This window comes from Vibrio sp. E150_011 (genome assembly GCF_053544015.1).
Genome location: NZ_JBHFOL010000025.1, coordinates 1 through 26,110, shown reverse-complemented (window position 1 = coordinate 26,110; position 26,110 = coordinate 1). Strand labels below are relative to the sequence as shown.

The following is a 26,110-nucleotide window of genomic DNA, read 5'->3' as shown; positions in this document are numbered from 1 at the left end:
AGTATGAAGAAAAATAATAAAAACAACGCCACCCGTTACGGAAAGCCGATTGCCATTTCTTTATTGGCGCATGTGATTTTGATTGCGGCACTGCTTTTGGGTACGGATTTTACAATGGAAGAACCTGAGCCTGCGGGCATGGTTCAGGCTGTTGTCATTGACCCTGCGCGAGTTCGGCAGCAAGCTCAAGAAATTCGTAAGCAACGCGAAACCGCCTCAAAGAAAGAGCAAGATCGCTTAGATAAACTGCGCAGAGAAAGTGAGCAGCTTGAAAGAAATCGTAAAGCGGAAGAGGAGCGCATTCGCACCTTGAAAGCGCAACAAGCTAAGCAAGCACAAGCGACACGCGAAGCTGAAAAACGCGCTAAGCAAGAAAACGAACGTGCCGCCAAAGCCGAAGCAGCAAGAAAAACTCAGGAAGCGGCAGTCCGCAAAGCCGAACAAGAACGTCTCGTCAAAGAAGCGGCGATCGTTAAGGCTGAGCAAGAACGTGTTGAGCGAGAAAAAGCCGCAAAAGAGGCGCAAGAAAAAGCTCGCCGTGAAAAAGAAGCGGCAGAGAAAGCTGAGCAACAACGCATCGAAAAAGAAAAGGCAGCCAAAGCCGCGGCAGAGAAAGCACGTCAAGAGCAAGAACGTTTGAAACAACTTGAACGTGAGAGGCAAGAACAAGAAGCCGCAATGAATGATATTTTTGCAGGGCTTGAAAGCGAATCTGAGTTGAACACATCAGCACGCTCACAGCATGTGGCATCTGAGTTGCAGAGAATGGGGGCGATTTACACCCAGCTTATTCAACAAAAACTGTTGCTTGAGGACAGTTTTCGGGGAAAGCAATGTCGAGTTAATTTGAAGTTGATTCCTGCTGGTAATGGCGCTATTGCTGGTGAGGTAAAGGTACTCGATGGGGACAACCGATTATGCGCTGCAACAAGAAGGGCAATTACGCAAGTAGGAACCTTCCCGCTTGCCAAAGAAGCCGATGTAAATGCACAACTTAAGAACATCAATCTGACCGTCGTTCCAGAGTAATAAGGAAGAGCTCGTGATTAAGCGAATATTAATGGGAATGGTATTGTTGTTTAGCGTTACCACGCAAACAGCCAATGCCGCTTTAGAACTTGTCATTACCGATGGTATTGATTCCGCACGTCCTATCGCGATTGTGCCATTCAAATGGGCAGGCGAGGGTGAGTTACCGCAAGATGTGTCGGGTGTTATTTCATCCGATTTACAGCGCAGTGGTAAATTTAGTCCGGTTGCGACCAGTAAAATGCCGCAAACGCCTTACGATGCGGCTGACATCAACTTTGAGTCGTGGACGCCGATCGGTGTCGATTCATTGCTGACCGGCACCATAGTCAAAAAAGCCGATGGTAATTATGAAATTAGCTATCAACTGGTTGATGTCGTGCGTGGTCAATTAACTGGTGGTCAGTCTAAAGCGTTAAGCGACGATGGCCAGTTGGTCCTGTCTAATGACCATGTATTATTTAAAAAGAAAGCGACTGTCCCTGCCAACCGTTTACGTGAATATGCGCACCGTATTGCCGATTTGGTCTACGAAGAGCTGACGGGTGAGCGTGGTGCCTTTTTAACACGTATTGCCTACGTTGTTGTCAACGATAAAGACCAGTACCCGTACCAAATGCGTATTGCCGATTACGATGGCTACAACGAAAAGCTCGTGCTTCGTTCAAAGCAGCCATTAATGTCTCCAGCATGGTCACCAGACGGTAAGAAGCTGGCGTATGTGAGCTTCCAAAATGGTCAAGCTGAAATCTTTATCATGAATATCTATACCGGTAAGCGTGAAAAGATTACGTCATTCCCTCGTCACAATGGTGCGCCAAGATTCTCTCCTGACGGCAAGTCGCTGGCGATCACGTTATCAAAGACTGGGCAACTGCATGTATATACGCTCAACCTAGAAACGAGAAAACTTCGTCAAATAACTAGCGGTCGGTCAAATAATACAGAACCGTATTGGAAACCAGGTGGAAATTCCCTTATTTTTACGTCGGATAGGGGTGGTAACCCTCAGATTTATGAAGTAAATTTGTCCGACGGTAAAACAAAACGAATCACATGGCAGGGTAGCCAAAACCTTGGTGGGCAGATCACCCCCGATGGTCGTTACCTCGTGATGGTCAATCGCTCGAACACGGGCTTTAATCTTGCTAAACAAGACTTAGAAACGGGTTCAGTACAAATCCTCACGAAAACACTGCTGGATGAGTCACCAAGTATCGCGCCAAATGGCGGCATGGTGATATATAGCTCCATTTATAACAAGACTAACGTTCTTTCAATGGTTTCAATTGATGGACGATTTAAAGCTAGACTACCGGCAACAAATGGGCGTGTTCGAGCGCCTGCATGGTCACCGTTTTTATAGCAAATAAATTTTAGGTTAAGGAAAAAACAATGCAACTAAACAAAGTTTTTAAGGGTTTGCTAATCGCACTACCAGTTCTTGCTATGACGGCTTGTAGCTCAAGTGACGACGCAGCATCAACAACAGGTTCAGAAACAACGAATCAACAACAAGAAACAACCGTTGTAACGCCTATTGACCAAAGTGCACAGCTTTCCGAGCAAGAAATGAAAGAGAAAGCACTTCGTGAAAATCAAACTATCTACTTTGCGTTTGATAACTCAACGATTGCGGGTGACTACGAAGACATGCTTGCGGCTCACGCAATGTACCTAAGCAAAGATGCAGCGCTTAAAGTGACTATCGAAGGTCATGCCGACGAACGTGGTACGCCTGAGTACAACATCGCACTAGGCGAGCGTCGTGCACAAGCTGTTGCTAAGTACATCCAAGCACTGGGTGTTCAAGCAGACCAAATCTCTATCGTTAGCTATGGCGAAGAGAAACCATTAGTTCTAGGTCAGTCTGACGATGCATATGCAAAAAATCGTCGCGCAGTTCTAGTATACTAATTTAAAAACGGCCACTGAGGGTTTAACCTTTATGACAAGTAACATTAAGCGCGCAGTTACGCTTACGTTACTAGCCGGCGCAGCGAGCTCAGTGCTCGCTGCGAAAGCACCGGTTACCGACTTGAGCACTGCAACATCATCTTCGGCGACGGTGGCTTCTCTTGCATCCGCACACGCTGCGACCAACGAGACCGATATTCAACGTTTGGAGCGTTTGCTTCAAAACCGTAATCGAGTGCAAGCGCAGATGCAGCAGCAACTCGATGAAATGACACAAGAAATCGCAACGCTTCGTGGTGAGCTAGAGCGAAACAGCTATAACATGGATCAAATGTTGCAGCGCCAGAGAGAGCTCTTTATCGAAATTGATAAACTTCGCTCAAAAGGCAGCACTGCCGCTGTGGTTGCACCTGCGGGCAAAGCCGCAGAATCAACCGGGAAGTTTAGTACCGATGTTGATGAGCAAACCGCCTACCAAAACGCGGTTGATTTGATCCTAAAGAAGCGTGATTACGCCGGTGCGATTGCCGCATTTAAGCAGTTTCAAACCGATTACCCTGATTCGACCTTCGCACCTAATACGCATTACTGGCTAGGCCAATTGTATTTTGCTAAGCGTCAAGACAGCGAAGCAGAAGCCAGCTTCAAAGCGGTACTGTCGTTTAAAGAGTCTAATAAGCGCGCCGATGCGTTGGTAAAACTAGGCGATCTCGCAAAACGTGGTAATAAAGCGGCGGAAGCTAAAAAGTATTATCAGCAAGTCGTGGATGAATACCCAGCTAGCTCTTCTGCTAAAGTCGCCCAGACTAACCTGCAGTAAGGCATAGTGACGCGAGTTCGTGAGGAGATTTTTTATCCCACACGCTTGCCACTTCATTACTTCCAGAAAAAGAGAGCTCGATTGAGCTCTCTTTTTTCATCTGCCTTTTTTCATCTACCCTTGAATGCGCCTGGTTTGTTTGTCATCTATTGGCGAATCAATAGATAAGCATGCCTTAATTTTGTCCTTGGGCTCAGTTCCGTGTACAATACTCGGATTATTTGGAAGTAGCATAGAGCCCGCTATGAGCCACATCTTAGATTCGATTGATACAATATACCCATTCCCTCCTAAGCCCGTTCTATTAACGGACCAGGAGAAGCAGCAGCACATATCAGTAATCAAAGCATTGTTGATAGAAAAAGACGCTGTGCTTATTGCCCACTATTATACCGATCCTGAAATTCAAGCATTAGCCGAAGAAACCGGTGGTTTTGTTGGTGATTCGCTTGAGATGGCCAAGTTTGGTAACCGTCACTCTGCATCAACCCTTATTATTGCTGGTGTGCGTTTTATGGGAGAATCTGCAAAGATCCTAACCCCCGAAAAACGTATCTTGATGCCAACGCTTGAGGCGGAATGCTCACTAGACTTAGGCTGTCCTGAAGACAAGTTCTCAGAATTTTGTGACGCTCACCCTGACCATACGGTAGTGGTTTACGCCAACACGTCAGCGGCAGTTAAAGCGCGCGCCGATTGGGTGGTGACCTCGAGTATCGCACTCGAGATCGTTGAGCATCTAGATGCGGAAGACAAGCCGATCATCTGGGGTCCAGATCGTCACCTTGGCTCGTATATCGCGAATCAAACCGGTGCAGATATGCTGCTTTGGCAGGGCGAATGTATCGTCCATGACGAGTTTTCTGCAAAAGCGCTGAAAGACATGAAGTCGGTATACCCTGATGCGGCAATTCTTGTGCACCCAGAGTCGCCAGCCAGTGTGGTTGAGTTAGCAGATTGTGTGGGCTCGACGAGCCAGTTGATTAAATCAGCAAAAGCACTGCCGAATAAACAGCTTATTGTGGCCACCGATAAAGGCATCTTCTTTAAGATGCAGCAATTGGTTCCAGAGAAAGAACTTATCGAAGCACCGACTGCGGGCGCTGGCGCGACTTGTCGTAGCTGCGCGCACTGTCCTTGGATGGCGATGAATGGTTTGAAAGCGATTGAGAGCGCTTTGGTTGATGGCGGAAAAGAACATGAAGTCTTCGTTGACGAAGCCGTTCGAGTGAAGTCACTGATACCGTTGAACCGCATGCTAGATTTTGCTGAGCAGCTGCAGATTCAAGTGAAAGGCAACGCGTAGCGCGCTAATCACCTAGAATCGATAATTTTATTAAAAACCAGCCTTTTGGCTGGTTTTTTCATATATGCTTAATAGCAATACCCACGAATAGAAAGGAATGTTGTGGTCATTTGGTTACAGCTAAGAAAGTGGTTTCATTCTCACTTGTTCGAGCTCAGGTTAAAAAGCCTTGCGCTCATACTTGGTCTTTATGTTGCCTTATCTTGGATACTGCTTTGGGGCAGTGGAGAAGCGGATCTTACCGTTCCTTTTTCTCAGTTTATCTATTTTATGATTGTCACGGCATCCACGGTTGGTTATGGCGATCTGTCACCGACGACCGAGGCTGGACGGTGGGTGACGGTACTCTTTGTTATACCGGGAGGCTTGAGCCTTTTTGCTGCACTTCTCGGAAGGTTGGCGGCATTAGGGTTAGATTATTGGCGTTCAGGACAGTTAGGCAGAAGGACAGTAAAAGTGGACCAACACATTTTGATATTAGGCTGGAATGGCCAAAGAACCATGCATTTAATTCGAATGCTGCAACATGAAGAAACCGGGCGTCGGCCAATCGTATTATGCAGCCGTTCTGATATTGAAAACCCATTACCTGGAGAAATTGATTTCGTCAAAGTGAACAGCTACACCGACGGAAGGGAAATGGAAAAAACGAACATCGAACAAGCCAGCTGTATCTTGATTGATAATCCAGAAGATGACATCACCTTATCCGCCGCATTGTATTGCGCGAACCGAAATCCGACCGCTCATCTGCTGGTCTATTTCAAAGATGAAGCACTGAGTGAGTTATTGAGCCAACATTGTCCTAACTCAGAATGTATCCCAGCCGTGGGGGCTGAGATGCTTGCTAAAGCGGCTGTTGATCCTGGATCAAGTGCTTTGCACCAAGAGCTATTAAGCTCTACGCGAGGTATGACGCAATATTCAACCCGTTATCCGAATGATGCCACGGAGACAACGGTTGATACTTTATTCCACTGGATGAAAAAAGACTATCAAGCCACGCTCATTGCGATTGATTCAGGCACAGGCATTACATTGAATCCGGATTTAGAACAGCCGATTCAAGCGGGTTGTAAGCTGTTTTATATTGCCGATGAGCGTATTGATAGCTTTTCTTGGCATGCCATCCAGTAGCCCTAGATGCTTGCCTAGATGCTTGCCTAGATGCTTGCCTAGATGCTTGCTTAGATGCTTGCTTAGATGCTCATTTAGCCACCGACCGCGACGCCTGCATTGGCGTTGGTTCCGGACCGATAGCGGTAAGTAATATTTAGGCTCAAAATATAGCTTGATACAATAAGATATTCTGTTTATTATGCGCGCGTTTTTCTAATGAATGAACGTTCATTCATTGAGTCTAGGAATGCTTTAGGTTATGCGCGCACTTTCACTTACGTTTTGTTTATCTTTGCTCACGACTGCCTTCGCTGCTCAGGCTGGTGATGCATTCGTGATCCCGTCTTATGCACAACTTGAGGTGGACAAAGACGCCATCGAGTTTGAGTCGGATGTGAATAAAGCTCAAGAAGTGGTTCAATCTTATGACACGGCGGTCGATCGTTTAAAAAAAGAACCCGATAGCGATCGCTACGCAGACACCATTACCGACCTAAAGTATGGCAAACGGAACTACCAAGAAATTAATGGTATGCCGATGTTTAGCTTTCTTGGCGGTCCGGCTTATACACCCGAACAAGGTCTCGTGGTGGCGGTAGGTGGACTGTATTCCTTTAAAACCGATCGTGACCAAGAAGATTTGCAACGTTCCGGCTTATCAATGTTCCTTATTGGGAACTACGTGGACTCTGAAACGGGTTATGGGCTACGAGCCAATCACAATTTATTTTGGAACAATAACGATATCCAGTTTCGTGGTGCATGGGAAGCCGGATCTCAAGGCAAACACTATTGGGGTGTGGGTTACGATGACGCGCAAGATTTTGAGTTTGGAGAAACCACTCAATATAAAGCCACGGTTAATAACTACGATGGCGCGTTGATCTTTAGAATGGTCGACAATTGGTTTGTTGGTCCATCAGTCCGTGTGAACTATTTTAAGCCGACAACGGATCCAGACTCCGCCATTCTAGACAGTAATTACAATGAATTTAAAGACAAGCCATTTACTTGGGGCTTAGGCGCGACACTGCAATACGATAGCCGCGATGTCGTGGTGAATGCGTGGAGTGGCTCACTATTTCGAGCTGAGGCATTAGCATTTAGCGAAGCGTTAGGCAGCCAAGCTGAGTACCAAAAGCTGAACGTCGACTTTCGTCATTACTACAGTATTGAAGAGGGGCGAGTGATTGCGGTTCTCAGCCAGTATCAACAGGCGTTTGGGGATGTTCCCTATTATGATATGCCAGAGTTGGGTGGTGCTAACTCGATGCGAGGTTACTATCAAGGGCAATATCGTGACCGAACCACAGCCGAGGTGACGGCAGAATATCGTCATACCTTCCGTCGTAATAATGGTGCGCTGTCTGCCCATGGCATGACGGTGTGGACGGGTGTTGGTGCGGTGGGTGAGGCCGTTGAGGATTTATCAGGCCATGCCATTTTGTCTTACGGGGTGGGTTACCGATACGAACTGCAGCCTAGAATGAACATACGACTTGACTTAGGTATGGGAAAACACGGTTCGGCGTTTTACTTTAACTTTACCGAAGCCTTCTAACGCTATCCGCGAAAGGTTGATGAAACGTACCGGCCGTGCTGAGTGCGCTCAGAGCTTTTTAGTGGTTAAAGCAAAGACTGATCTGGTGACAACGCCTGTAAAAAAGCCTCGGAGAATTGCCGAGGCTTTTTCGTACGTCACGACGATGACTTTTTAATGCTTAGGCAGCTATTAACGACATTAAAGCCATTAAAGCTATTAAAGCGAGTCAAGCGCCGCTAGGCCGCTATTGTTGCTCAGCTAACATCGCGCCTTTTTGTGTAATGCCACAAAGCATGACAGGCATTGCGTTGTATATCTCTTCGAACTGCTCCAACCCTTCAATGCCTTGCGCCTGAAGTGTCGCAATCGACGTTTCAGGGTCAAACAACATACTTAGAGACAGCAAAACACCCCCAAGCAGCGCATTATCTTCACTGTCTTCTGGCATCAGCACTTCCCAATCGTCACGAGCGAGCTGCCAGCCTTGGAGAACGCCTTCGCAGAAATCTTTGGTCTGTTGCGTCACGATCTCTTCTTCATCGAGCTGGCATGCTTCAGGCCACTGCCATTCACCGTCTAACAGTGCCGGACGGTATTGATTCCATAGCTCGATGACCGCGTGAGCATAAGTTTCAAGCTGCTCACCGGACGTAAACGGTGCCACCTCGTTGCCTCCCCATAGGAAAGGTAACCACTCTTCTGGTGGTAGCGTATGAGGAGCTGAAGCCATTGAACTAATAAAACCTTGAGTTTGCGCTTCGTTCAAGAGTTTTCCGTCAAGTTCAGGAAGGGAAAGTATGTCTTTTAATTCCAAAATGATTTACCGTTAAGACGCAAATGATAGCCAATAGTATCAAGCTATCGCTGAGTAGATCTATCGCTTCGTCGAACTATCTATTAATAAATCGCTCGATGCCTATTAGATACCGGATTCCCTCTAGATGCCTGATACCCTCTAGATACCTGATACTCTCTAGATATTAATAGAAGAAAGGATTGCTTCTCACGCTATGTTGATTCGAAAGTCTTTAAAGAAAAAAAGTATCGTTGCGTTGACGATCTACCTTGCGATCTTTCTTGCTGTGTTTGGCAGTATTGCTTATTGGGCGGTGGAATCGCCAGTAAGAGAAAAGCTCGAAGAAAACCTAGATATCAAAAATGAGTTTTTAGCCGCTGAAATTTCGGCGCCTTTACATAGCTCAGCTGGCGTACTGAAAAGTATTGTCGGTATTGGGCAGGCAATTGAAGATACACATTCACTCGATGTCGCGTTACGTCAAATCTTTAAACTGAACGATGGCATTGTGGTGAGTGGCGGACTGTGGCCAGAACCGTATTCTATTGACGACCATGTGAGGCTATCAAGCCTATTTTATAACCGAACCGCACAAGGGGAGGTGGATAAAATAAACCTGTGGAATAACCCAGAGGCCGACGGCTACAATGTTGAGCCTTGGTACACATCGGTCATAGGACAACCGGCTAATACAATTGCTTGGTCCGAAGTGTATATCGACCCTTATACCCACGTACAAATGATCACCGCTTCATCGCCTTATTACATCGATGATAAGTTTGCTGGTGTTGCAACCGTTGACTTGTCCTTAGATAACCTCATTCGCTTTGTAAAACGCAAGGCGCAAGAGCGTGACTTAGGGATAGTCGTCAGAGACGCCAACAAACAAGTCATCACCGAATACAATTTTCGTGTCAGTCGAGAGATCTATACCAGCAAGCGCACCTTCGGTGACTTTGATTGGCATCTAGAAGTCGTCAATGCTCGTCACCTCGTTGCCGATCAGGTTTTTGATATCGTTATGAGTGTTGAATTAGGCATTCTGCCCGTCTTGCTTGCGTGTGTGATGTTTGGGTATTACTTGATCAATCAGTATTTGATCAAGCCGATCACTATCATCGCAAAGAAAGCCGATGCTTCTCGTCAGGGCGGCAACATTGATATGCGCTACGAAAGCCCCGATGAGATTCGTTACCTTATTGATTCGTTAAACCAAAAAACGGTGTACCTGGAACAAGAACGGATTAAGGCCCAAGCGTCGACACAAGCGAAAACCGCTTTTCTTGCCACGCTTTCTCATGAGATTCGTACACCAATGAATGGCGTGTTAGGCACCGCGCAGCTGTTGCTTAAATCTGAGTTATCAATAGAGCAGCGCAAGCATCTAAAAACACTCTACGACTCTGGCGACCATATGATGGTGCTGCTTAATGAAATCCTAGATTATTCGAAGATTGAGCAAGGCCATCTAGAGCTAGAACGTATTCCTTTCCCGTTAAGCTCCATCATCGGTAGCATACACAGCGTCTACCATACGCTGTGTAACGAGAAAGGGCTGACCTTTAATGTCCATTCCGATGTAGACGAGTCCCGTTGGTATGAGGGTGACAAGGCTCGCCTGCGCCAAGTCTTGTTTAATTTGCTCAACAACGCCATCAAGTTCACCCCTGAAGGGAAGGTCGACGTCTATTTTTCTGAACAATTGCAGCAAGAGCCGCAGCAAAATAAAAACATCTTGAAGATCACGGTAGTGGATACCGGCATTGGTATCTCTCCCCAAGCACAACAACGGATATTCAAACCCTTTGAGCAAGCTGAATCCAGTACCACTCGCCGATTTGGAGGCACTGGTCTGGGACTCGCCATTGTTCGTGAGATTGTGCTGGGTATGGATGGTGACATTGTCCTTAAGAGCGAAGAAGGGCAGGGCTCTCGGTTTGATATCTCTTTACAACTTGACTGTTGCGAACCTCAAAGTGATGCTATCCACGTTGAACGCAAAATGGATTACAGCGGATTGAAGGTCCTTATCGTGGAAGACAACCGCACGAATACCATCATTATTGAGGCTTTCATGCGCAGGAAAGGGTTTAGCACGTTCAGCGTCGTTAATGGTGAATTGGCCCTTTCGGCCATTACCGAGCAGCGATATGACCTCGTGCTCATGGATAATCACATGCCAGTCATGGACGGCGTTGATGCTATCGCTGGTATTCGAGCCATGGAGAGTAGCGAAAAAGACACGCTGATATTCGGTTGTACCGCCGACGTGTTTAAAGAGACTCGAGAGCGCATGTTAGGGGCAGGGGCAGACGTTATCATCGCTAAGCCGATTGATGAGCTCGTCCTTGATGACGCCTTGTACCAGCATGCCAAGAAGCTGTTTCAGTTCCAAGGTGCATTGCCCGTTAAAGCCTCGAGCAACACCTAATATGTTGTTGCCCAAAACAACAACTTTCATCCATTAATGTACCCATCTTGTCTACCTTTGTTCTGAAGGTAGGCAGCGCGTCTTTTCATTCACTCGTACGCTCCGCTATCGCCTCCGTCTCATCCCTCAGGCTTGGACTGAACCAGCTATCCCTACCTCGTCATTAAATTACTTATTCAAGTCGATAACTCACTGAATGCGGGCGGTATTTGCAAGTAATGTAGGAATATTACGGAATCTAGTGATTATCTCTAACTTAGTACTGAAAAATGGTGATTAATTTACCTGCTCAGCAAAAATACGGAATGTAAAACTACTAATATGGTGATTTAATAGCGCACATAACTGGATGTTTTGTTTAGTCTGGTTTATTGGTTTGATATTTATCTATTACATTAGTTTTTTATTCTGTAGGAATTGAGCGGTGAAACCTAAAGCCCCTTTTTGCATTCGCAACGCAGCAGCAGATACGTTCGCGATGGTAGTATTTTGTTTTGTTTCTGGCATGTTGATCGAAGTGCTGGTGTCCGGTATGACCTTTGAGCAGTCACTTGCCTCACGTCTACTGTCTATTCCAGTTAACATTGCTATTGCCATGCCTTACGGAATTTTTCGTGATTGGGCATTAAAGCAAGGTGCGAAAGTGTCTGGTTCAGGCTTTATGAAAGCGGTCGCCGACCTTATTGCCTACGTTGCCTTTCAATCACCCGTGTATGCCGCTATCTTGCTCACGGTTGGCGCGTCGACGGACCAAATCATCACCGCCGTGTCGAGTAATGCCGTTGTATCGTGTGGGATGGGTGTACTTTATGGCTACTTCTTAGATTCTTGCCGCCGCTGGTTCCGAGTTCCCGGTTACCATCAAAGCATCTAATCGACGAACATTTGATCGAATTAATCATAAAGTAAGCAAACAATTAAAAAAGAGCGCTTTTTTCCAAGTTTAGGGTTGACCAATACACGGATAATCATTAAATTAGCGCCTCGTCAGCACGCAAGGCTGACAACAAAACGGTGAGTTGTCCGAGTGGCTGAAGGAGCACGCCTGGAAAGTGTGTGTACGGCAACGTACCGAGAGTTCGAATCTCTCACTCACCGCCACATTCAAAGCCCCAGCAGAAATGCTGGGGCTTTCTCGTTTCAAGTAGCGGATAATCTTGTCTACAGAGTCTACAGAGTCTACAGAGTCTACAGAGTCTACAGCTACAATCCCCAAGTACTTACTACACTCGCACCGTATCCACGATAAACACAACACTTATTGCACCGCAGGGCTCACTAGTATTGTCAACACCCACCATATCGTCATCCTCATGAACATGAGGATCTTCCAAAGCGCGTGACTCGCTCAAACGCGGCAATAAGTTATCGGCTCTATGCGGCCCAATAGGTAATGGCAAATTTTTCAGCACTAGTATTGGGTGTGGCTTTGGCTGCTTTTCTTTGATACATGTTCTCAAGCACGCAATAAAAATAATGCTATTTAGCTACAATTTTGATTCAAAAAACTGTGATTAACATCAAAACACCTAATACTATCCAAGCACTTTCTAGCCTTATGAAACTAAGCCTTATACTATGGTGTGGATTATATAGCAGGCTTAGGTTATGTCGATAACATCCTATTTTTACGAACAAAATGCAAAGAGACTTGCTGAACAATATAACCGCTTGTCAGCAACATCGGTACATCATGTGTGGTGTAAGTACTGGCCTAACACTGGAGACAGAGTGCTCGATGTCGGTGCGGGTTCGGGGCGTGATTCGCACTGGCTGAATGATCGAGGATGTCAGGTCATTGCTTGTGAGCCTTGCAACAGCCTACGTGAAATAGGAGAGAGGCTAACCGGAAGGGAAGTCCTGTGGCTGAATGATGAGCTACCATGCGTTGATAAGGTTTCGAAGCTGGCACAGAAGTTTGATGTGATTTTATTGTCTGCGGTGTGGATGCACCTTCCTATTAAACATAGGCAACAAGCAATCCAAAGCCTAGCAAGTCTTCTCGAAAGCAAAGGTATTTTGGTTATCTCGTTACGCTATGGTGGTTTCAATGATGATCGAGAATCTTTTCCAGTATCAGTGACGGAATTAAAGGCGTTGGCTGATAACGCTGATCTTGCGATGGTAGACGAATTTGAGGGAGATGACTTACAGCTCCGGCAGGACATAGTTTGGCGAACTGTGGTCATGCAAAAGGTTATCGCTGCTGATAAAGGGAAAAAGCATGGCGCTTGAATTGTATTTGGAAAAGTTTAGAAACCTTAATATGAACAGCGCTGGTGGTAAAAAGAGCCCTCATAAAGTATGCATGCTACTGGCGGTGATAGACCTCATTCATGTGGGTAGTATTACGACCAATCAAATCCTATTTAACCAAGCCCTCAAAGATCAATTTACTCACCATTTTAATAACCTTGCCCAAGGCAACGATAAAAACACCCCTGAAAACCCATATTTTCACCTTAGAAGTGAAGGCTTTTGGCACCTTAAATATAATGAGGGGTTTACGGAACAAAGCACCAAGCGTTACTCCTCAAAAGCGGTTTCTTATGCTTACCTTGACGATGAGCTTTTTGATTTTATGAAAAGTTATATCGTGTCAAATGAGATAAAAGATGCTTTGGTTAGTAATTTGTCCAACATAGCGTCGCTTTACTATCAATGGTTACTGGATCTCGGTAAATCGGAAAAGACCGCGAGTAATTATTTAGGGGCGGTACGTGGGTCAATTTCAAACTGGTTAATGGATGCAAATGAGATTCGCGAGCCTCTAACCGAGGTGAGATCTTATAGAGAGTTCGTACGATTGGAAGAAAGAGCTCGAATGCTTGATATTTTTAAGCAGCGCGATAGTAAAGGTAAAGGCATGTATAGCGCTGCGCTGGTTCACTACAATAATTTTCTGGCTGACTTAGCGCAGGTTGATGTCAATGCGGATATACGACAGGTGATGTCCGATAAGAAGCTCACTGAAACTGAAAAGACAATACTTGTAAATACAAGGGTCGGTCAAGGAAACTTTAGGGCTCAGTTGATTCAGATGTGGGGTGGCTGCGCATTAACAGGTTACAAAAATACTCAGCTTCTACTAGCTTCACATATAAAACCTTGGCGTGATTCCAATAATGAAGAACGTTTGGATAAATACAATGGATTGCTGTTACTAGCGAATTTGGATAAGGCGTTCGACCTAGGTTTCATTTCGTTTGATAATCAAGGTAAAGTGATGATCTCTAAGTATCTTGAAAAACCTGAAGTTATTGGTCTTCATGACAGCATGTCATTTCCGATTGTTAGCCAGCATAAGCGTTATTTAGAACACCATCGCGGCTTGTTATTTAAAGGTTTTTGACTCGATAAAGGTCAAAGCCTCACTGCCCAACTCGTCAGCTGCTCATTTTACCAACGCGGTATAATCGGGGTCATTTGTGTCCTTGGCCCCGTAACGACTAACTAATCCTAATAACGATGAATATAACGCTTCTTGTTTATAATTGTGTAGAGCAACGGTTCATGATGACGTAGGCGCAGGTATCAATTCTACAAACTCGCATCAGAACATGTATTTTTGTTTCCACCCACGCTCTACGATACTCGCTACGCCTTGATAGGCCTCTTTACTACACAGACAATGCGCCTTATACGTTAAGCAACACCGTAGTAATAAGATGCGTCACAAACTGAACCACTTTATGGTGGTTACCAAAATAAACACTGTCATGTGTGAATCTAAAATCGTTGGCGGCTTGCTCACTTATTCTTAAACCCCGCTTCACGTTAAATAACCAGAAACTGCAAGCTAACAAAATTTACAAGCTACAAGTTACAAGCTACGGCCGTTGAGGTTACTTGCCCCTATGATGAACAGTAATTACCAAACTGATAGTTATATTATTATCTTATAAAGAGACCGAGGTTGATATAGTGCGTGTTGTTTAGTGTTGTAATTAAATAGCGTATTTTTATTTTGTCGGTATTCGTTTTAATTAGATTAAAGCTGTTTAACTTCAAAGTTGTTATTTATTATCCCTTGCGAAATAAATCCAATGTGACGTAAATCACCACATTGGATTTATGATGGTCATACTATGTATACATCATGTATACAACGCAAAAACATAGAGGGACAGTTGTTTAGCATGATTACGATTAACTAACATCAGGACGTTATCTTATGCTAGATCTCATACAAAGTTTTTTGGACTTAGGATCCATTGTTGTTCTACCCATACTTATATTTGTCTTTGCCGTAGCCCTTGGTACGCCTATATCAAAGGCCATAAAATCAGGCTTAACCGTGGGTATCGGTTTTATTGGTCTGAATTTGGTTATCGGACTATTAGGAAGCAGTTTAGGCCCTGCCGCTCAGCAAATGGTTGAGCATTTAGGCCTCAACTTGAACATCATCGATGTAGGCTGGCCTGCTGCAGCTGCCATTAGTTATGGTACTGCTCTCGGGGGCTTATCAATCCCCATCGCCATTGGAATAAACATCGTACTCATCTTCTTTGGTTTAACGAGAACGATGAACGTCGACTTATGGAATATATGGCATGCCGCGTTTATTTCCTCCTTGGTTTATATCATTACTGGTGACTTTGCTATTAGTATTGCGGCAACCGTTTCCTATGTATTAATGATACTTCTGTTTGGTGACATACTCGGTGGCACGATTAATCGCTACTATAAGTTTCCAAATATTACCTTTCCTCATGGTACCGCTATTCCTGGGTATATATTTGCGCTGCCATTTAATTGGCTCTTTGACCGAATTCCAGTGGTTAAAGATTGGAAAGGAGACCCTGAAACGATTCAAGAAAAACTCGGTATTTTTGGCGACAGTACGGTCATGGGCGTATTAATCGGTCTTGGAATTGGTCTGTTGGCACAATATGAAATAAAAGAATTGCTTCAGTTGAGCGTGACGACGGGTGCGGTAATGATGCTGATGCCAAGAATGGTGGCGCTATTGATGGAAGGGTTAACCCCTATTTCTCAAGCAGCCAATGCATTCATTAAGAAAAAATTCCCAGATAGAGAGCTTTATATCGGAATGGATGCAGCCTTGAGTGTTGGTGACCCAGCGGTGTTGTCATCGTCACTTATCTTGGTTCCAATCACCATTGCACTTGCGGTTGTTCTGCCTTTCAACAACACATTACCGTTTGGTGATTTGGCAACCATCCCCTTTGTCGTATGTCTGATGGCCGCTGTTTTCAATGGCAATATTATTAGAACCATTATCGCAGGCACATTCTATATGGCGACGATTCTGTGCATCACCACTTGGGTTGCCCCATTGGTGACAGAGGCCGCCATCGCATCGAATTTTGACCTACAAGGCAATACGACCATAACAGCATTAGCTGAAGGCGGTTTATGGACTACTGGCCTCTATGTATTAGTCACTAAGCTCCTAAATTGGACTGGCATCATCGCGATTGGTGGTGTGTGTTTAGCCGGTCTGTTTTATGTAAATAAAGTTAAAGGAAAGTCTGGAAAGACGCCGTCTGTTAAGGAGAGTAAAGCATGAGTAAGAATTTAATGGTTATGTGCGGTACCGGAATCGCGACTTCAACTCTAGTGACGACAACCGTAAAAGAATGGCTGTCGGACAATAATCTTTCTAATCAGGTCAATATGTATCAGGGCAAAATTGCAGATGAAATCGGCAGACTTGAAGAATTTGACATCATCATCAGTACGACCGCGGTACCCGACCGCTTCAGTGATCGGTGTTTGATGAGCTTACCTTTATTGCAAGGTATGGGTGTTGAAGAGTTTTACGGCAAACTGGAACAGATGATAAGGAGTTAAAACCATGCTTGTATCAACAAACAAAATGTTGATGGATGCACGTGAAGGGGGCTATGCCGTCCCCTCCACAAACTTCATTGACTATGAAATGGCCAAAACATTTGTAGAAATTGCTGAACAGAAACAGATGCCGTTAATTCTTTCTTTTGCTGAGTGTCACATGGACCTCCTCTCATTAGAAGAAGCCGCGAATATCGCAACATTCCTTGCATCAAAAGCAAGCGTCGATATAGCACTTCACCTCGATCATGGAATGAACTTTGATGTGATAAAAAAGGCCATCGAATGCGGATTCACATCCGTCATGGTCGACGCATCCGATGAGAAATTTGACCGTAATGTGGCGCTGACAAAGCAAGTCGTGGAATACGCGCATCAGCACAACGTACCCGTAGAGGCAGAAATTGGCCATGTGGGCGCGGGAGAGAACTTTGAAGATCATGAACACAACGACTCAGTTTACACCGATGTTCGAGAAGCGGTGAGTTTCGCTGATCTCACTGGTGCTGATTCGTTAGCGATTTCTATTGGGACCGCTCATGGCACCTATTCGGGTACACCAAAAATAAGTTTCGAACGATTAAAGGAAATACGAGGTTCGGTCGGTATTCCTCTCGTGCTGCATGGTGGCTCTTCAACAGGTGATGAAAACCTTTCTACTTGCGCGTCTCTTGGTATATCGAAAATCAATATTTTTACCGACTTTGTCATCGCGGCGCAAAATGCCGCCAATGAAGAACATTACCCCGATTATCTGTCGATGAAGAGAGCGATTAACGAGCGTGTTGGAGAAACACTCTCTCACTATTACTCGGTATATGGGACAAAGACACATGACTGAAATAAGAGCACCATTTTTTACGGTAAACCCTAAATCGTATTTATACGGTGACAAACTTCTTACTATGGCGAAGAAGGCCGACGAACTTGCGATTCAATACGATCTGGATATTTTCTTTACAGCTCAACATGTTGACTTGCGAATGATCAAAGAAAATACGTCCCGTCTTATTGTCACCGCTCAACATATGGATCCTATCGCGGTTGGTCGAGGGATGGGACACATACTTCCTAATGCTTTACTCGATGCCGGCGTTGGCGCTGTCTTTTTGAATCATGCAGAAAGGCCTTTAACGCTTGCTGAGCTTGTCGCAACCATAAAGCGTACTAAGGAATTAGGACTGTTCTCTATAGTTTGTGCCGACTCGCTAGAAGATGCACAAGCAATCGCGATGCTTCACCCAGATATCATGGTGTGTGAGCCGACTGAGCTTATTGGAACGGGACAAACGGCGAGCAAAGAGTACATTCTTTCCACTCAGGCGGCGATCGCAGAGATATCACCCAAAACACTGGGGCTGCAAGCCGCAGGGATATCTTCACCGCAAGATGTGGAATATGTCATCAAAAACGGAGCACATGGTACTGGCGCAACAAGTGGTATTTTTGCTTCCGAAGATCCAATGCAGACGATGGTTTCGATGATCGAAGCTGTGGCCAAAGGAAGGAGTTTAGTCTCATGAATTTCTACAATAGAACCGTTTCTTTAGACACCGTTGTGGGTCGGGTTTCTTATCACAATGTCACGAATGAAGTGAAAAGCATTGTTCGAGAAAGCGGCATCGCTGATGGCATTTGTGTTATTCAAACGGCGCACACCACCTGCTCTGTGATATTCGAAGAATATGTCCATGATACCGACTTTAACGGAGACGAATTTTTGCAGGTAGATCTGAACAAGATCCTCGACAAGGTGGTGCCTCGAGAATTAACAGAGAACACAAATTATCGTTACCCTGGAGACAAGCACTTAGATTTCTTAATGTCGCTTGATGATCCGAACTATCCTGCGGATCCAGGCACGATTTTAAACGGTGATGCGCATATACGAGCAAGTTTTTTTGGGCCTAGTAAGACATTCATCTTAAAAGGGAATGAGCTGAATCTAGGGAGTGTCGGGTACGTTTATTTTGTCGACTTCGATCAAAACAGAGAGCGGACCCGGAAATTTGATGTCATGGTGATGGGGCAATAGATGAACAATAACAACTTGTTTAAAAAGGAATTGTTGGTGTCTTCTTTAAATGCCTCAACCAGTGAAGAAGCACTTCGACAATTAGCCAACGTTCTTACTGAGCATGGATACGTAAAAGCGTCGTTCTCGGATGCCATTGTCGCTAGAGAAGGTATTTTTCCGACAGGGCTAGGAGGGTTAGCTATCCCTCATACCGACCGTGAACACACGATTACGGATGCCATTGCGGTGGCGGTTTTATCTCACCCCGTTGAATTTGTAATGATGGGGTCAGAAGATGAGGTGTGCCTGGTGAGTGTCGTATTTATGCTCGCGATGTCTTCGAATGATGCACAGATAGAGACACTACAAACCATCATGGGTTATGCGCAATCACGAGAGGCGTTAGAGGCGTTAACAAGAAGTACAGGCGTTGATGAGATGTATCAGGTACTGTCTGAGGGGTTAGTGTATGAAGACTGACGAAGTTATCGTGAAAGATGTCGCCGGTTTGCATGCGAGACCAGCGTCGCTATTGGTTAAGTCTGCAAAAAAATTCGATGCCGATGTTTTCCTTGAATATGACAACAAAAAGGCGAACGCGAAGTCAATTATGGCGTTGATGAAGCTGGGTGTAAAAGGGGGAGGGAAAGTAACAATTTGGGCCGACGGGGCAGATGAAGATGTCGCCGTAAGTGAAATTGTGAAGTCGATTAGTAGCAACTTTAAGTAAGTATGAGTGCACAACCTCCCGTTATGGAGATTGTGCACTATTGATTACAGATTACAGATTACAGGTATGGACTCACGCTTATAGCTCGCCAAATAGTCGGTAGTAACATGCTGCCAAATGGAATTTTAGGTGGTGAGCTGCTTTTTCTTGGTCTTCGTTGCAAATATCCTCGAGAAGGGCGATCACTTCTTCGACTGATTTTTTCTTAACCTGGTCAATAAGCTCAACTTTAATGAGATTGGCTTTGTTATGTAAGACGTTAATGTGTTCAGCTAGGAGTTTGTTATTTGATTTCGAATTTAGCTCTTGATAGAAGTCATTCATTATTTGAGGCATGTGCTCATAATCACCGTTTGAGGCAACGTGCTCGCACTGCTCTTTTATCTGAGCGATTTTTTCTCGATCAATTTCAGACCAAGCGAGTTCTAGTAACAATGACTCGAGGCTCATGCGGACTTGAAATATTTCACGTGCTTGATCAACGGTTATTTTACAAACAACCTTACCGCCGTTTTCTAGGACTTCTACCCAGCCTTCAACAATTAATCGTGCTATGGCTTCCCTTACAGGAGTGCGACTGGTGTCCAATAACTCAGTAAGGTCGTTTTCGACGACAGCATCTTTGATTTCATTCGTTTGAATCATATTAAGTATGGATTCATAAGCACGTTGGCTTGCTTTCATGTAACACCCCAAAATTCTAATTAGGACCTTTATAACACAAGATTAACCATTAATAAGTTCGTGTATCTTGAGTGGGCGTGATGCCAGTAACAATGAGTTATGTCCTTTCAACATTATATCTCGAACGGATTATCGAGTAACTGAATAATTGTACAGATACATCATTAAGGTGGCTCATCAGGGAGATCAACCAATGAACGTAATAGTTACCCCCATCGCGTTGGCGAAAGCAATCAAGAAGCACACAAGTACGCACATCAAATCCCATTACAAAGATGAAATTGATAAATATGACGTCGCCATGGGAACACTATTTCAGAAAATGGGATTGCTTGGAAGTGAGGCTCAGTATGAGGCAAAACCTGAGTTAGCTAAAATGTTTGAGCGACACGCTACAGCGCTTTTAAAACCCGAGAATCAAGCGGCTATTAAGGAGAATATCAGACGCAATGTTTACAGTGCTGACACCATTGTAGATGAACTCGTACATTCCTTCGTTGATGTTATACAGCAGCTCAACGTCGCCGATTATTCAAACGAGGCGTTGCGATTCGAAAGTATGAGGAAAGACCTGCTCAAGAGGTTGCTTGGCTCTGAGTTCAGCCCACAACACCGAGACAGTAATAGTGACGCTGGGGATAGCTCAACACTAGACGTCACCCAATTACTAGAACGAGTCAACAACAGTACGATATTGGCAGAATACTACCGCGGCCTAGATGCTCGAACGACGGATAACATTGAAATCGATTTGGTCTTTTCACTGGAAAACAAGCAAAGATCTATGGTTCCTGCGAACATACTCATCAGCAGTTCGAAACTTAACCTTAATGATAAACAGGCTCTGAGCGCGCTTGATAATATTGATATGAAGGCCATTCGTCTCGATATCGATTACCGCGAAGCAGAGTTAGAGCCAATGGAGATTGCTGAAGAATTGAGAGTTGCCGCCTCGCTTTTGAAATCCCAAACTAATGTTCGTCAGGTAAGGGGGATACTTAATCTCGAACAAGTTAAGTCGATTTCACCCCTACGTTGTAGCGATTTGGATACCTTTAATAGAGCCGAGGATTTATCGGTTGGTGTGCAAGTTAACGCAAAAACATTGCCATTTGATCCGTCTGTTCTCTCCACTGTCGACTTTGTCGTACTCGAGGGAATGGACAAGCTACTTGACTGGGAGTTTTCATCCCTACAAACATTCTATCAATGCGTCCAGTCGATGATTAAGAGCGGAAAATCGGTAAGCGCTAAAATAACGAGCCACGTAGATAAGCGGTTAATTGTACTTGCCGTAGGTATGGGGATTCGAGGGTTTTATATCAATGAATCGAGTGGGGCTCGCTTTAAGTCGGTGATTCGTTACTTATCCTACGCTGAAATGGAGGCGCTTACGGTAGCGTATTTAGCCGTAACTAATGAAGCGGATGCGAGAGACATATTTAGACGTAATCGCTTTCTTGAATCCATCGTGAGTGATTAATGTTGAGGCGATCAGATTGTCGACGGTAGCCGATGAGTGAATGGCCTTAAGGTCATAGGCTAAACACTTATTTTGATCACCCTCCATGGCCATGACTCACTAGGTTCCATCGTAAGATGGAGCTTTTTTTTGATTAAAGCCTAAGTGTAATGGCTCTCTGATTGATGAATGGGTTCAACATCTAGTGGTTGCTCTTGATTCTGCCTTGCTTGTATTCGCTTTAAAAAGCCACGCTACCATACAAGTGTCTGTCTAATCGGTGTCACAGCATTTTTATTACGCTTGTTTGTTCCTTAGCGAAAGTTAGCCTACTTTCTTAACCATGGTGACAGGGTTATAGCTTTTCTCGCCTTTACTCACGGATTCACTCGGGTTGTAATGGCGGATAAGCACATCAAACCCCCCCGGTTGTTACCTTCCATCGTTGGGATATTATTTGGCTGATCCTCACACCCAAAGCGGAGGGTATAGGTGATATCTTTGTTTATAACGGGTGCGATCTCATTTTAAATGTCGTTTCGTAACATGCATTGGCGTCAAGGTACTGACTGGTTTGATACCAACTTACTACTTCGTTAAGTCTCAATATTCACTCTTAGCCTTTACACGCTCGTGCCGAGACAAATGTTGTTTACTCTTTTGAAAAACGGCCTTCAGCTTTATCTAGTACATCTTTTGGTAAATGAGAACAGACAACATGATAATTAGTATACAAATTTAAAAACAACTTAGAGAAAAACAGTCCGATCAAAACGATAATGATGGAGACTATGACTGTAATCCAAGCAATAAGCTGTTCAGAAGAGCCTATTTCACCCTGAATACGAATAATCTCTTTTTCTAAACTGTTTATTTTTTCATTCAGACGGCTATTCTGAGACTTTTGTTCACTAATTTGTTCAAAAATGTTTTGATACTTAGCCTCGATAGAGGAAATTTCCTTGTACTTCTCGTTTACCCCTTCTTTTATGCTATTGATCTGCATGATATCTTTATTAAATCGAATTACGCGACTCTCAAGACCCTTTAAATTTGAATCAAGAGACTGAATGTCACGCTCTAGCTTAATTTGAGTTTGATCAAGCTCATCTAGCAAAAGTTGGCTTTCATTCTGACTAGCATGACTGCTGAATGAAAACATCAGAATGCAAAATGAAATTCTTAGGTTCTTCATTTTCTACTCCACATGTACTGTTGAGGATTTTAAAGTTACTAGTTTATTTGAACTGGGCTCTATAACCTTAACCTTGAAGATGTATTTTCCTTTGTTGACGGGCCAAATCCTTTTAACTAGCCAAGTGTAATCCTCAATTCTATCTTCTCGCCTTTGACGGGTGTAAACGTCGGCATTATTTGTGTGGTTCTCTAACTTTACGGTACCGTTACCGTTGTCATACTCCCACTCAAAGTAATACTTCTGCTCTTTGATTAGTGGTGTATCAGAGCTAAATTTAACCCAAGCCCATACTTTTATTATGCTATTATCTGTTTTTACACTAGTGACACCATCTGCTTGAGTGAAGTGCTTTTGGTCAAAACTATCTAAAATCTTCAGTGTGATAGTATCGTTAGACCAACTACAAAAAGGCATAACTAACAGGGTGAAGAGCAGTACGTATTTCATTACATCTCCTTGTCTTCGTAATTATTTGTATATATTACAAAAAGTCATTTTTCTTCTTGCTTAAATATATCTACACTAGTTCATCATATAGGTGTTGGCAAAATCACCCTAGTTCTACTGTGACCTTAGTCTTGATTTTCTTAGGTTAACAACTGTCATATTTGGGTACGGAACTGTAAACTAGTAGGGGTTTACCTGATGATAATATTTGTCTTTTTGAGATGCTTGTCTATATAACTAATTTTTGATGAATCGATTACCATTTCAAATGATTTAGTGATTGATAATGTGCATGAATATTGGTGGAACTTCGGTTTTGACTTACAAAGAATAAATAAGTGGTAATTAATGATATTGCTTGTTTATAACCTTAGATATTGTTACCTAGCTAACATTTTTGACTGCTGGTATTACTACGTTGAACATATATGCCTACTGTTACTAAAAGTATATTTTTTACAGAGGTGGTTATGACAGCATTTCACGTATTTAGCTTTGATGGAACTGGAAATGAACCTGCGGACGCTAAACAAAAGGTTGAAGGTTTAGTTAAACAAGAAGATAACAATATAAGCAATGTATTAAAACTGCACTTAATGATGGGAGGGAACCTATTTCTAGAGGGCGAACAATATGGCAAGTCGCAACAAAATACCATTAACAACTGCTTTTACTACCAAGGTGTTGGTACGTATGGAGGGTGGCTTAATCGGGTAATTAATCAAGGGTTAGCGCCTGAGAGATATAATGTAGCCGCTATTCTCAATAAAGCAAAAGTAGACTTTAATGCACACTATCAGCTAGGTGATGAAATATTGGTTATTGGCTTTTCTCGGGGAGCAGCATTAGCACGCCGTTTTGTGAATATTATCGGTAAGGAACATTCATCTCAGGGGGAACACACGACGCCATTCGTTTTTCTGTGTGTGTTTGACACAGTTGCGAGTATTGGCTTACCAGACTTAAACACGAGAAAAAGGCCAGCTTATGATGTGGTGTTTGAGCATGGCTGCACATTAGCCCCTACGGTAAAACAGGCGGTTCATCTGGTGAGTTTGGATGAGAAACGTAAAGCTTTTCAGCCTACTCTAATGAATCATGAGGCGAGACGTGTGCATGAGATTTGGTTTCTTGGTGCCCATTCGGATGTGGGAGGTGGCTATTATCGTGATGGACTATCGGATATCGCACTGAGTCACGCGATAAAATGGCTCGAGCATATGAGTCGTGACAACACCTGTCCATCGCTCCGTTTTATCTTACCCAGTCAAGCGTCTATCGATGCAGCATGCCCAGAGTCTATAAAGGGAATGATTGGCGTTGATGATCTCCAGCGCAACCCCAATCCAATGGGTAAAAACCATCGACAGAAAAGGTGGCCAATAATCGATAACCTTACCTTGCATGACCGCCAGTGTTGTGTGATTCAAGGTGATGATATAAACCCTAGCTTACGGCCGCTAATCCACAATTCGGTCGCCGAGCGCGTGCATCGTGATGATAATTATCGCTCGAAATCGCTGTTGAATACACCTCACAATATCTGGTATGACTTTGTTAACACCCCGATAGAATGTCCTAACTTGACGACTCATATTGATGCCTCTTCAGTTAACTGGACTGTGCTCGACAAAGGTGAAACGGTGACACGAGTTGTGGCGGCAGAGCAATACTATAACTTTACTGGAATACTGGTTGAACAAGGTGAGCGTTATCAAATAACTGTAGTAGAAGGCGATCAATGGCACGATGGTGCCGATATCTCGTGTGATGGTGATGGCTGGAACTGTGATGTTGTTCGGTTAGGGATAGCGGAATTGCCAATTCGTATGTTGAAGAAATTACGACGCGTACCAGAAGCGGATTGGTTTACTTTGTGTGCCGCAGTTGGGAGTGAAGAGGCTAACGCGAAGGCTGTCGGGCAGAATGGCGATTATCAAGTCACAGCCACTGGAGAGCTCAAGCTCTTTGCCAATGATTTGAGTATTAAGTATGGTAATAATAGCGGAAGTTTAAGGGTGCTTATTGAACGGTGTTAGTGGTTAATTTATTGACAGGTAGCTCACTACTAATACTATTTTCTTATTGTTTTGAGCGGCAGCCGCTAACCAATGTTGCATTTACACATTAGCCAGTTCATGGAAGCGAGCATATCGTTAACCGTTATGTTGTTTCGTATCTGCGATGTTACATTCTATCGCTTCACTTCTATGCCTACTGTTTTTTCTGTATGGGGAGAGCCGCATTCGGTTGGCACTTTTTATCCTTAAATTTCAATATGACTATACCTCCCTCACTTATGACTAACTAATTCAGAATAGAAGCCTAAACGCAAAAAAGCGCCCAATGGGCGCTTTGATTACTCATATTAGCAACGGTTGCTGACTGACTTACTTCGTCGCTTTTGTTGCTTTAACTTTCACAGACTTTGCTGCTTTCACGTAGCTCGGTGTCTTTGCAACACGGCGCTTAGTGGCTGCTTTTTTTGCAGCTGGCTTTGCTGTTTTCTTTTCAATTTCCGCTTTTGCTTTTTTGAAACGCTCTGGAAGAATTTGTGTAGCAAATACATCTTCAACCGTTTCAGCGCGTTTGATTAGCTCAGCTTCGCCATCTTTAACCAATACGGTTGCTGGGCGTGGTAGTGAGTTAAACTGGCTTGCTTGAGACTCAGCGTAGTGACCCACATCCATGATGGCCAATACATCGTTTGGTACCAGCTTCGGCATAACCGCGCCACTTTCCCAGATTGATGGGATACAGATTGGGCCAGATACCTCAGTAGTACGAGCAAAAA

At 44.1% G+C, this 26,110-nt stretch carries 24 protein-coding genes, 1 tRNA gene and 1 pseudogene; 21 read left to right on the top strand and 5 right to left on the bottom strand.

Annotated elements, in window-relative coordinates:
- Positions 1 to 3: 3 nt before the first annotated feature.
- From tolA to ACE1OE_RS22655, 7 genes are all read left to right on the top strand, one after another.
- Entirely contained in the window at positions 4 to 1,029 is a 1,026-nt protein-coding gene (gene tolA / locus ACE1OE_RS22685; protein ID WP_449212348.1) for a cell envelope integrity protein TolA, read from the top strand.
- A gap of 31 nt (positions 1,030 to 1,060) precedes the next feature.
- On the top strand, positions 1,061 to 2,395 hold the full coding sequence (gene tolB, locus ACE1OE_RS22680) for a Tol-Pal system beta propeller repeat protein TolB (protein WP_372060978.1): 1,335 nt from the start codon (positions 1,061 to 1,063) through the stop codon (positions 2,393 to 2,395).
- 29 nt (positions 2,396 to 2,424) lie between these two features.
- Positions 2,425 to 2,946 carry a peptidoglycan-associated lipoprotein Pal gene (pal, locus tag ACE1OE_RS22675; RefSeq protein ID WP_102471429.1) on the top strand — a complete coding sequence of 174 codons (522 nt, stop codon included), beginning with the start codon at positions 2,425 to 2,427 and terminating at the stop codon, positions 2,944 to 2,946.
- Positions 2,947 to 2,977: 31 nt separating this feature from the next.
- Positions 2,978 to 3,766 carry a tol-pal system protein YbgF gene (gene ybgF, locus ACE1OE_RS22670; RefSeq protein ID WP_449212347.1) on the top strand — a complete coding sequence of 263 codons (789 nt, stop codon included), beginning with the start codon at positions 2,978 to 2,980 and terminating at the stop codon, positions 3,764 to 3,766.
- A gap of 244 nt (positions 3,767 to 4,010) precedes the next feature.
- Positions 4,011 to 5,072 (top strand): quinolinate synthase NadA, encoded by a 1,062-nt coding sequence (gene nadA, locus ACE1OE_RS22665; protein ID WP_449212346.1) that lies wholly within the window; start codon positions 4,011 to 4,013, stop codon positions 5,070 to 5,072.
- Positions 5,073 to 5,174: 102 nt separating this feature from the next.
- Positions 5,175 to 6,209: a potassium channel family protein gene (locus ACE1OE_RS22660; RefSeq protein ID WP_449212345.1), complete on the top strand. Its 1,035-nt coding sequence runs from the start codon at positions 5,175 to 5,177 to the stop codon at positions 6,207 to 6,209.
- 241 nt (positions 6,210 to 6,450) lie between these two features.
- Positions 6,451 to 7,752: a BamA/TamA family outer membrane protein gene (locus ACE1OE_RS22655; protein ID WP_449212344.1), complete on the top strand. Its 1,302-nt coding sequence runs from the start codon at positions 6,451 to 6,453 to the stop codon at positions 7,750 to 7,752.
- Between the two features lie 226 nt (positions 7,753 to 7,978).
- On the opposite strand, the gene ACE1OE_RS22650 is transcribed toward ACE1OE_RS22655, so the two are convergent.
- Complete coding sequence (locus ACE1OE_RS22650; RefSeq protein ID WP_449212343.1) at positions 7,979 to 8,548, bottom strand: UPF0149 family protein; 570 nt, start codon at positions 8,546 to 8,548, stop codon at positions 7,979 to 7,981.
- 196 nt (positions 8,549 to 8,744) lie between these two features.
- Between ACE1OE_RS22650 and ACE1OE_RS22645 the strand changes: the two genes are divergently transcribed.
- From ACE1OE_RS22645 to ACE1OE_RS22590, 12 genes are all read left to right on the top strand, one after another.
- Entirely contained in the window at positions 8,745 to 10,961 is a 2,217-nt protein-coding gene (locus ACE1OE_RS22645) for an ATP-binding protein (RefSeq protein WP_449212342.1), read from the top strand.
- A 424-nt stretch (positions 10,962 to 11,385) separates the two neighbouring features.
- Positions 11,386 to 11,835, top strand: a complete 450-nt coding sequence (locus ACE1OE_RS22640; RefSeq protein ID WP_449212341.1) for an L-alanine exporter AlaE — start codon at positions 11,386 to 11,388, stop codon at positions 11,833 to 11,835.
- Between the two features lie 139 nt (positions 11,836 to 11,974).
- Positions 11,975 to 12,062, top strand: a tRNA-Ser gene (locus ACE1OE_RS22635).
- Positions 12,063 to 12,569: 507 nt separating this feature from the next.
- On the top strand, positions 12,570 to 13,196 hold the full coding sequence (locus tag ACE1OE_RS22630; protein ID WP_449212340.1) for a class I SAM-dependent methyltransferase: 627 nt from the start codon (positions 12,570 to 12,572) through the stop codon (positions 13,194 to 13,196).
- Complete coding sequence (locus tag ACE1OE_RS22625; protein WP_449212339.1) at positions 13,186 to 14,313, top strand: HNH endonuclease; 1,128 nt, start codon at positions 13,186 to 13,188, stop codon at positions 14,311 to 14,313. Before ACE1OE_RS22630 ends, ACE1OE_RS22625 begins: the two co-directional genes overlap by 11 nt.
- Positions 14,314 to 15,135: 822 nt before the next feature.
- Entirely contained in the window at positions 15,136 to 16,494 is a 1,359-nt protein-coding gene (locus tag ACE1OE_RS22620; RefSeq protein WP_372060894.1) for a PTS galactitol transporter subunit IIC, read from the top strand.
- Positions 16,491 to 16,778, top strand: coding sequence for a PTS sugar transporter subunit IIB (locus ACE1OE_RS22615; RefSeq protein WP_449212338.1), 288 nt, complete (start codon positions 16,491 to 16,493; stop codon positions 16,776 to 16,778). Before ACE1OE_RS22620 ends, ACE1OE_RS22615 begins: the two co-directional genes overlap by 4 nt.
- A 4-nt stretch (positions 16,779 to 16,782) precedes the next feature.
- Complete coding sequence (locus ACE1OE_RS22610) at positions 16,783 to 17,619, top strand: class II fructose-bisphosphate aldolase (protein ID WP_372060895.1); 837 nt, start codon at positions 16,783 to 16,785, stop codon at positions 17,617 to 17,619.
- A complete protein-coding gene (locus ACE1OE_RS22605) occupies positions 17,612 to 18,301 on the top strand; it encodes a triose-phosphate isomerase (RefSeq protein WP_449212337.1) in 690 nt (229 codons plus the stop codon). Before ACE1OE_RS22610 ends, ACE1OE_RS22605 begins: the two co-directional genes overlap by 8 nt.
- On the top strand, positions 18,298 to 18,813 hold the full coding sequence (locus ACE1OE_RS22600; RefSeq protein WP_372060898.1) for a YjbQ family protein: 516 nt from the start codon (positions 18,298 to 18,300) through the stop codon (positions 18,811 to 18,813). Before ACE1OE_RS22605 ends, ACE1OE_RS22600 begins: the two co-directional genes overlap by 4 nt.
- Entirely contained in the window at positions 18,814 to 19,275 is a 462-nt protein-coding gene (locus tag ACE1OE_RS22595; protein WP_449212336.1) for a PTS sugar transporter subunit IIA, read from the top strand.
- Positions 19,265 to 19,525: an HPr family phosphocarrier protein gene (locus ACE1OE_RS22590; protein ID WP_102471446.1), complete on the top strand. Its 261-nt coding sequence runs from the start codon at positions 19,265 to 19,267 to the stop codon at positions 19,523 to 19,525. The genes ACE1OE_RS22595 and ACE1OE_RS22590 overlap by 11 nt, the downstream gene beginning before the upstream one ends.
- Before the next feature lie 78 nt (positions 19,526 to 19,603).
- Here ACE1OE_RS22590 and ACE1OE_RS22585 read toward each other — a convergent pair whose 3' ends face one another.
- Entirely contained in the window at positions 19,604 to 20,209 is a 606-nt protein-coding gene (locus tag ACE1OE_RS22585) for a GntR family transcriptional regulator (protein ID WP_102471447.1), read from the bottom strand.
- Between the two features lie 193 nt (positions 20,210 to 20,402).
- Here ACE1OE_RS22585 and ACE1OE_RS22580 point away from each other — a divergent pair, with 193 nt between their 5' ends.
- Positions 20,403 to 21,692, top strand: a complete 1,290-nt coding sequence (locus ACE1OE_RS22580) for a phosphoenolpyruvate-utilizing N-terminal domain-containing protein (protein WP_449212335.1) — start codon at positions 20,403 to 20,405, stop codon at positions 21,690 to 21,692.
- Positions 21,693 to 22,323: 631 nt separating this feature from the next.
- Here the strand turns inward: ACE1OE_RS22580 and ACE1OE_RS22575 are convergent.
- Both ACE1OE_RS22575 and ACE1OE_RS22570 read right to left on the bottom strand, forming a co-directional pair.
- Entirely contained in the window at positions 22,324 to 22,866 is a 543-nt protein-coding gene (locus ACE1OE_RS22575; RefSeq protein WP_449212334.1) for a hypothetical protein, read from the bottom strand.
- Between the two features lie 3 nt (positions 22,867 to 22,869).
- Positions 22,870 to 23,316, bottom strand: a complete 447-nt coding sequence (locus ACE1OE_RS22570; protein WP_449212333.1) for a hypothetical protein — start codon at positions 23,314 to 23,316, stop codon at positions 22,870 to 22,872.
- Positions 23,317 to 23,786: 470 nt separating this feature from the next.
- On the opposite strand from ACE1OE_RS22570, the gene ACE1OE_RS22565 reads away from it, so the two are divergent.
- Positions 23,787 to 25,355 carry a phospholipase effector Tle1 domain-containing protein gene (locus ACE1OE_RS22565; protein ID WP_449212332.1) on the top strand — a complete coding sequence of 523 codons (1,569 nt, stop codon included), beginning with the start codon at positions 23,787 to 23,789 and terminating at the stop codon, positions 25,353 to 25,355.
- A 351-nt stretch (positions 25,356 to 25,706) separates the two neighbouring features.
- On the opposite strand, the pseudogene ACE1OE_RS22560 reads toward ACE1OE_RS22565, so the two are convergent.
- Positions 25,707 to 26,110: pseudogene (locus ACE1OE_RS22560) on the bottom strand (diaminopimelate decarboxylase family protein); the annotation flags it as partial.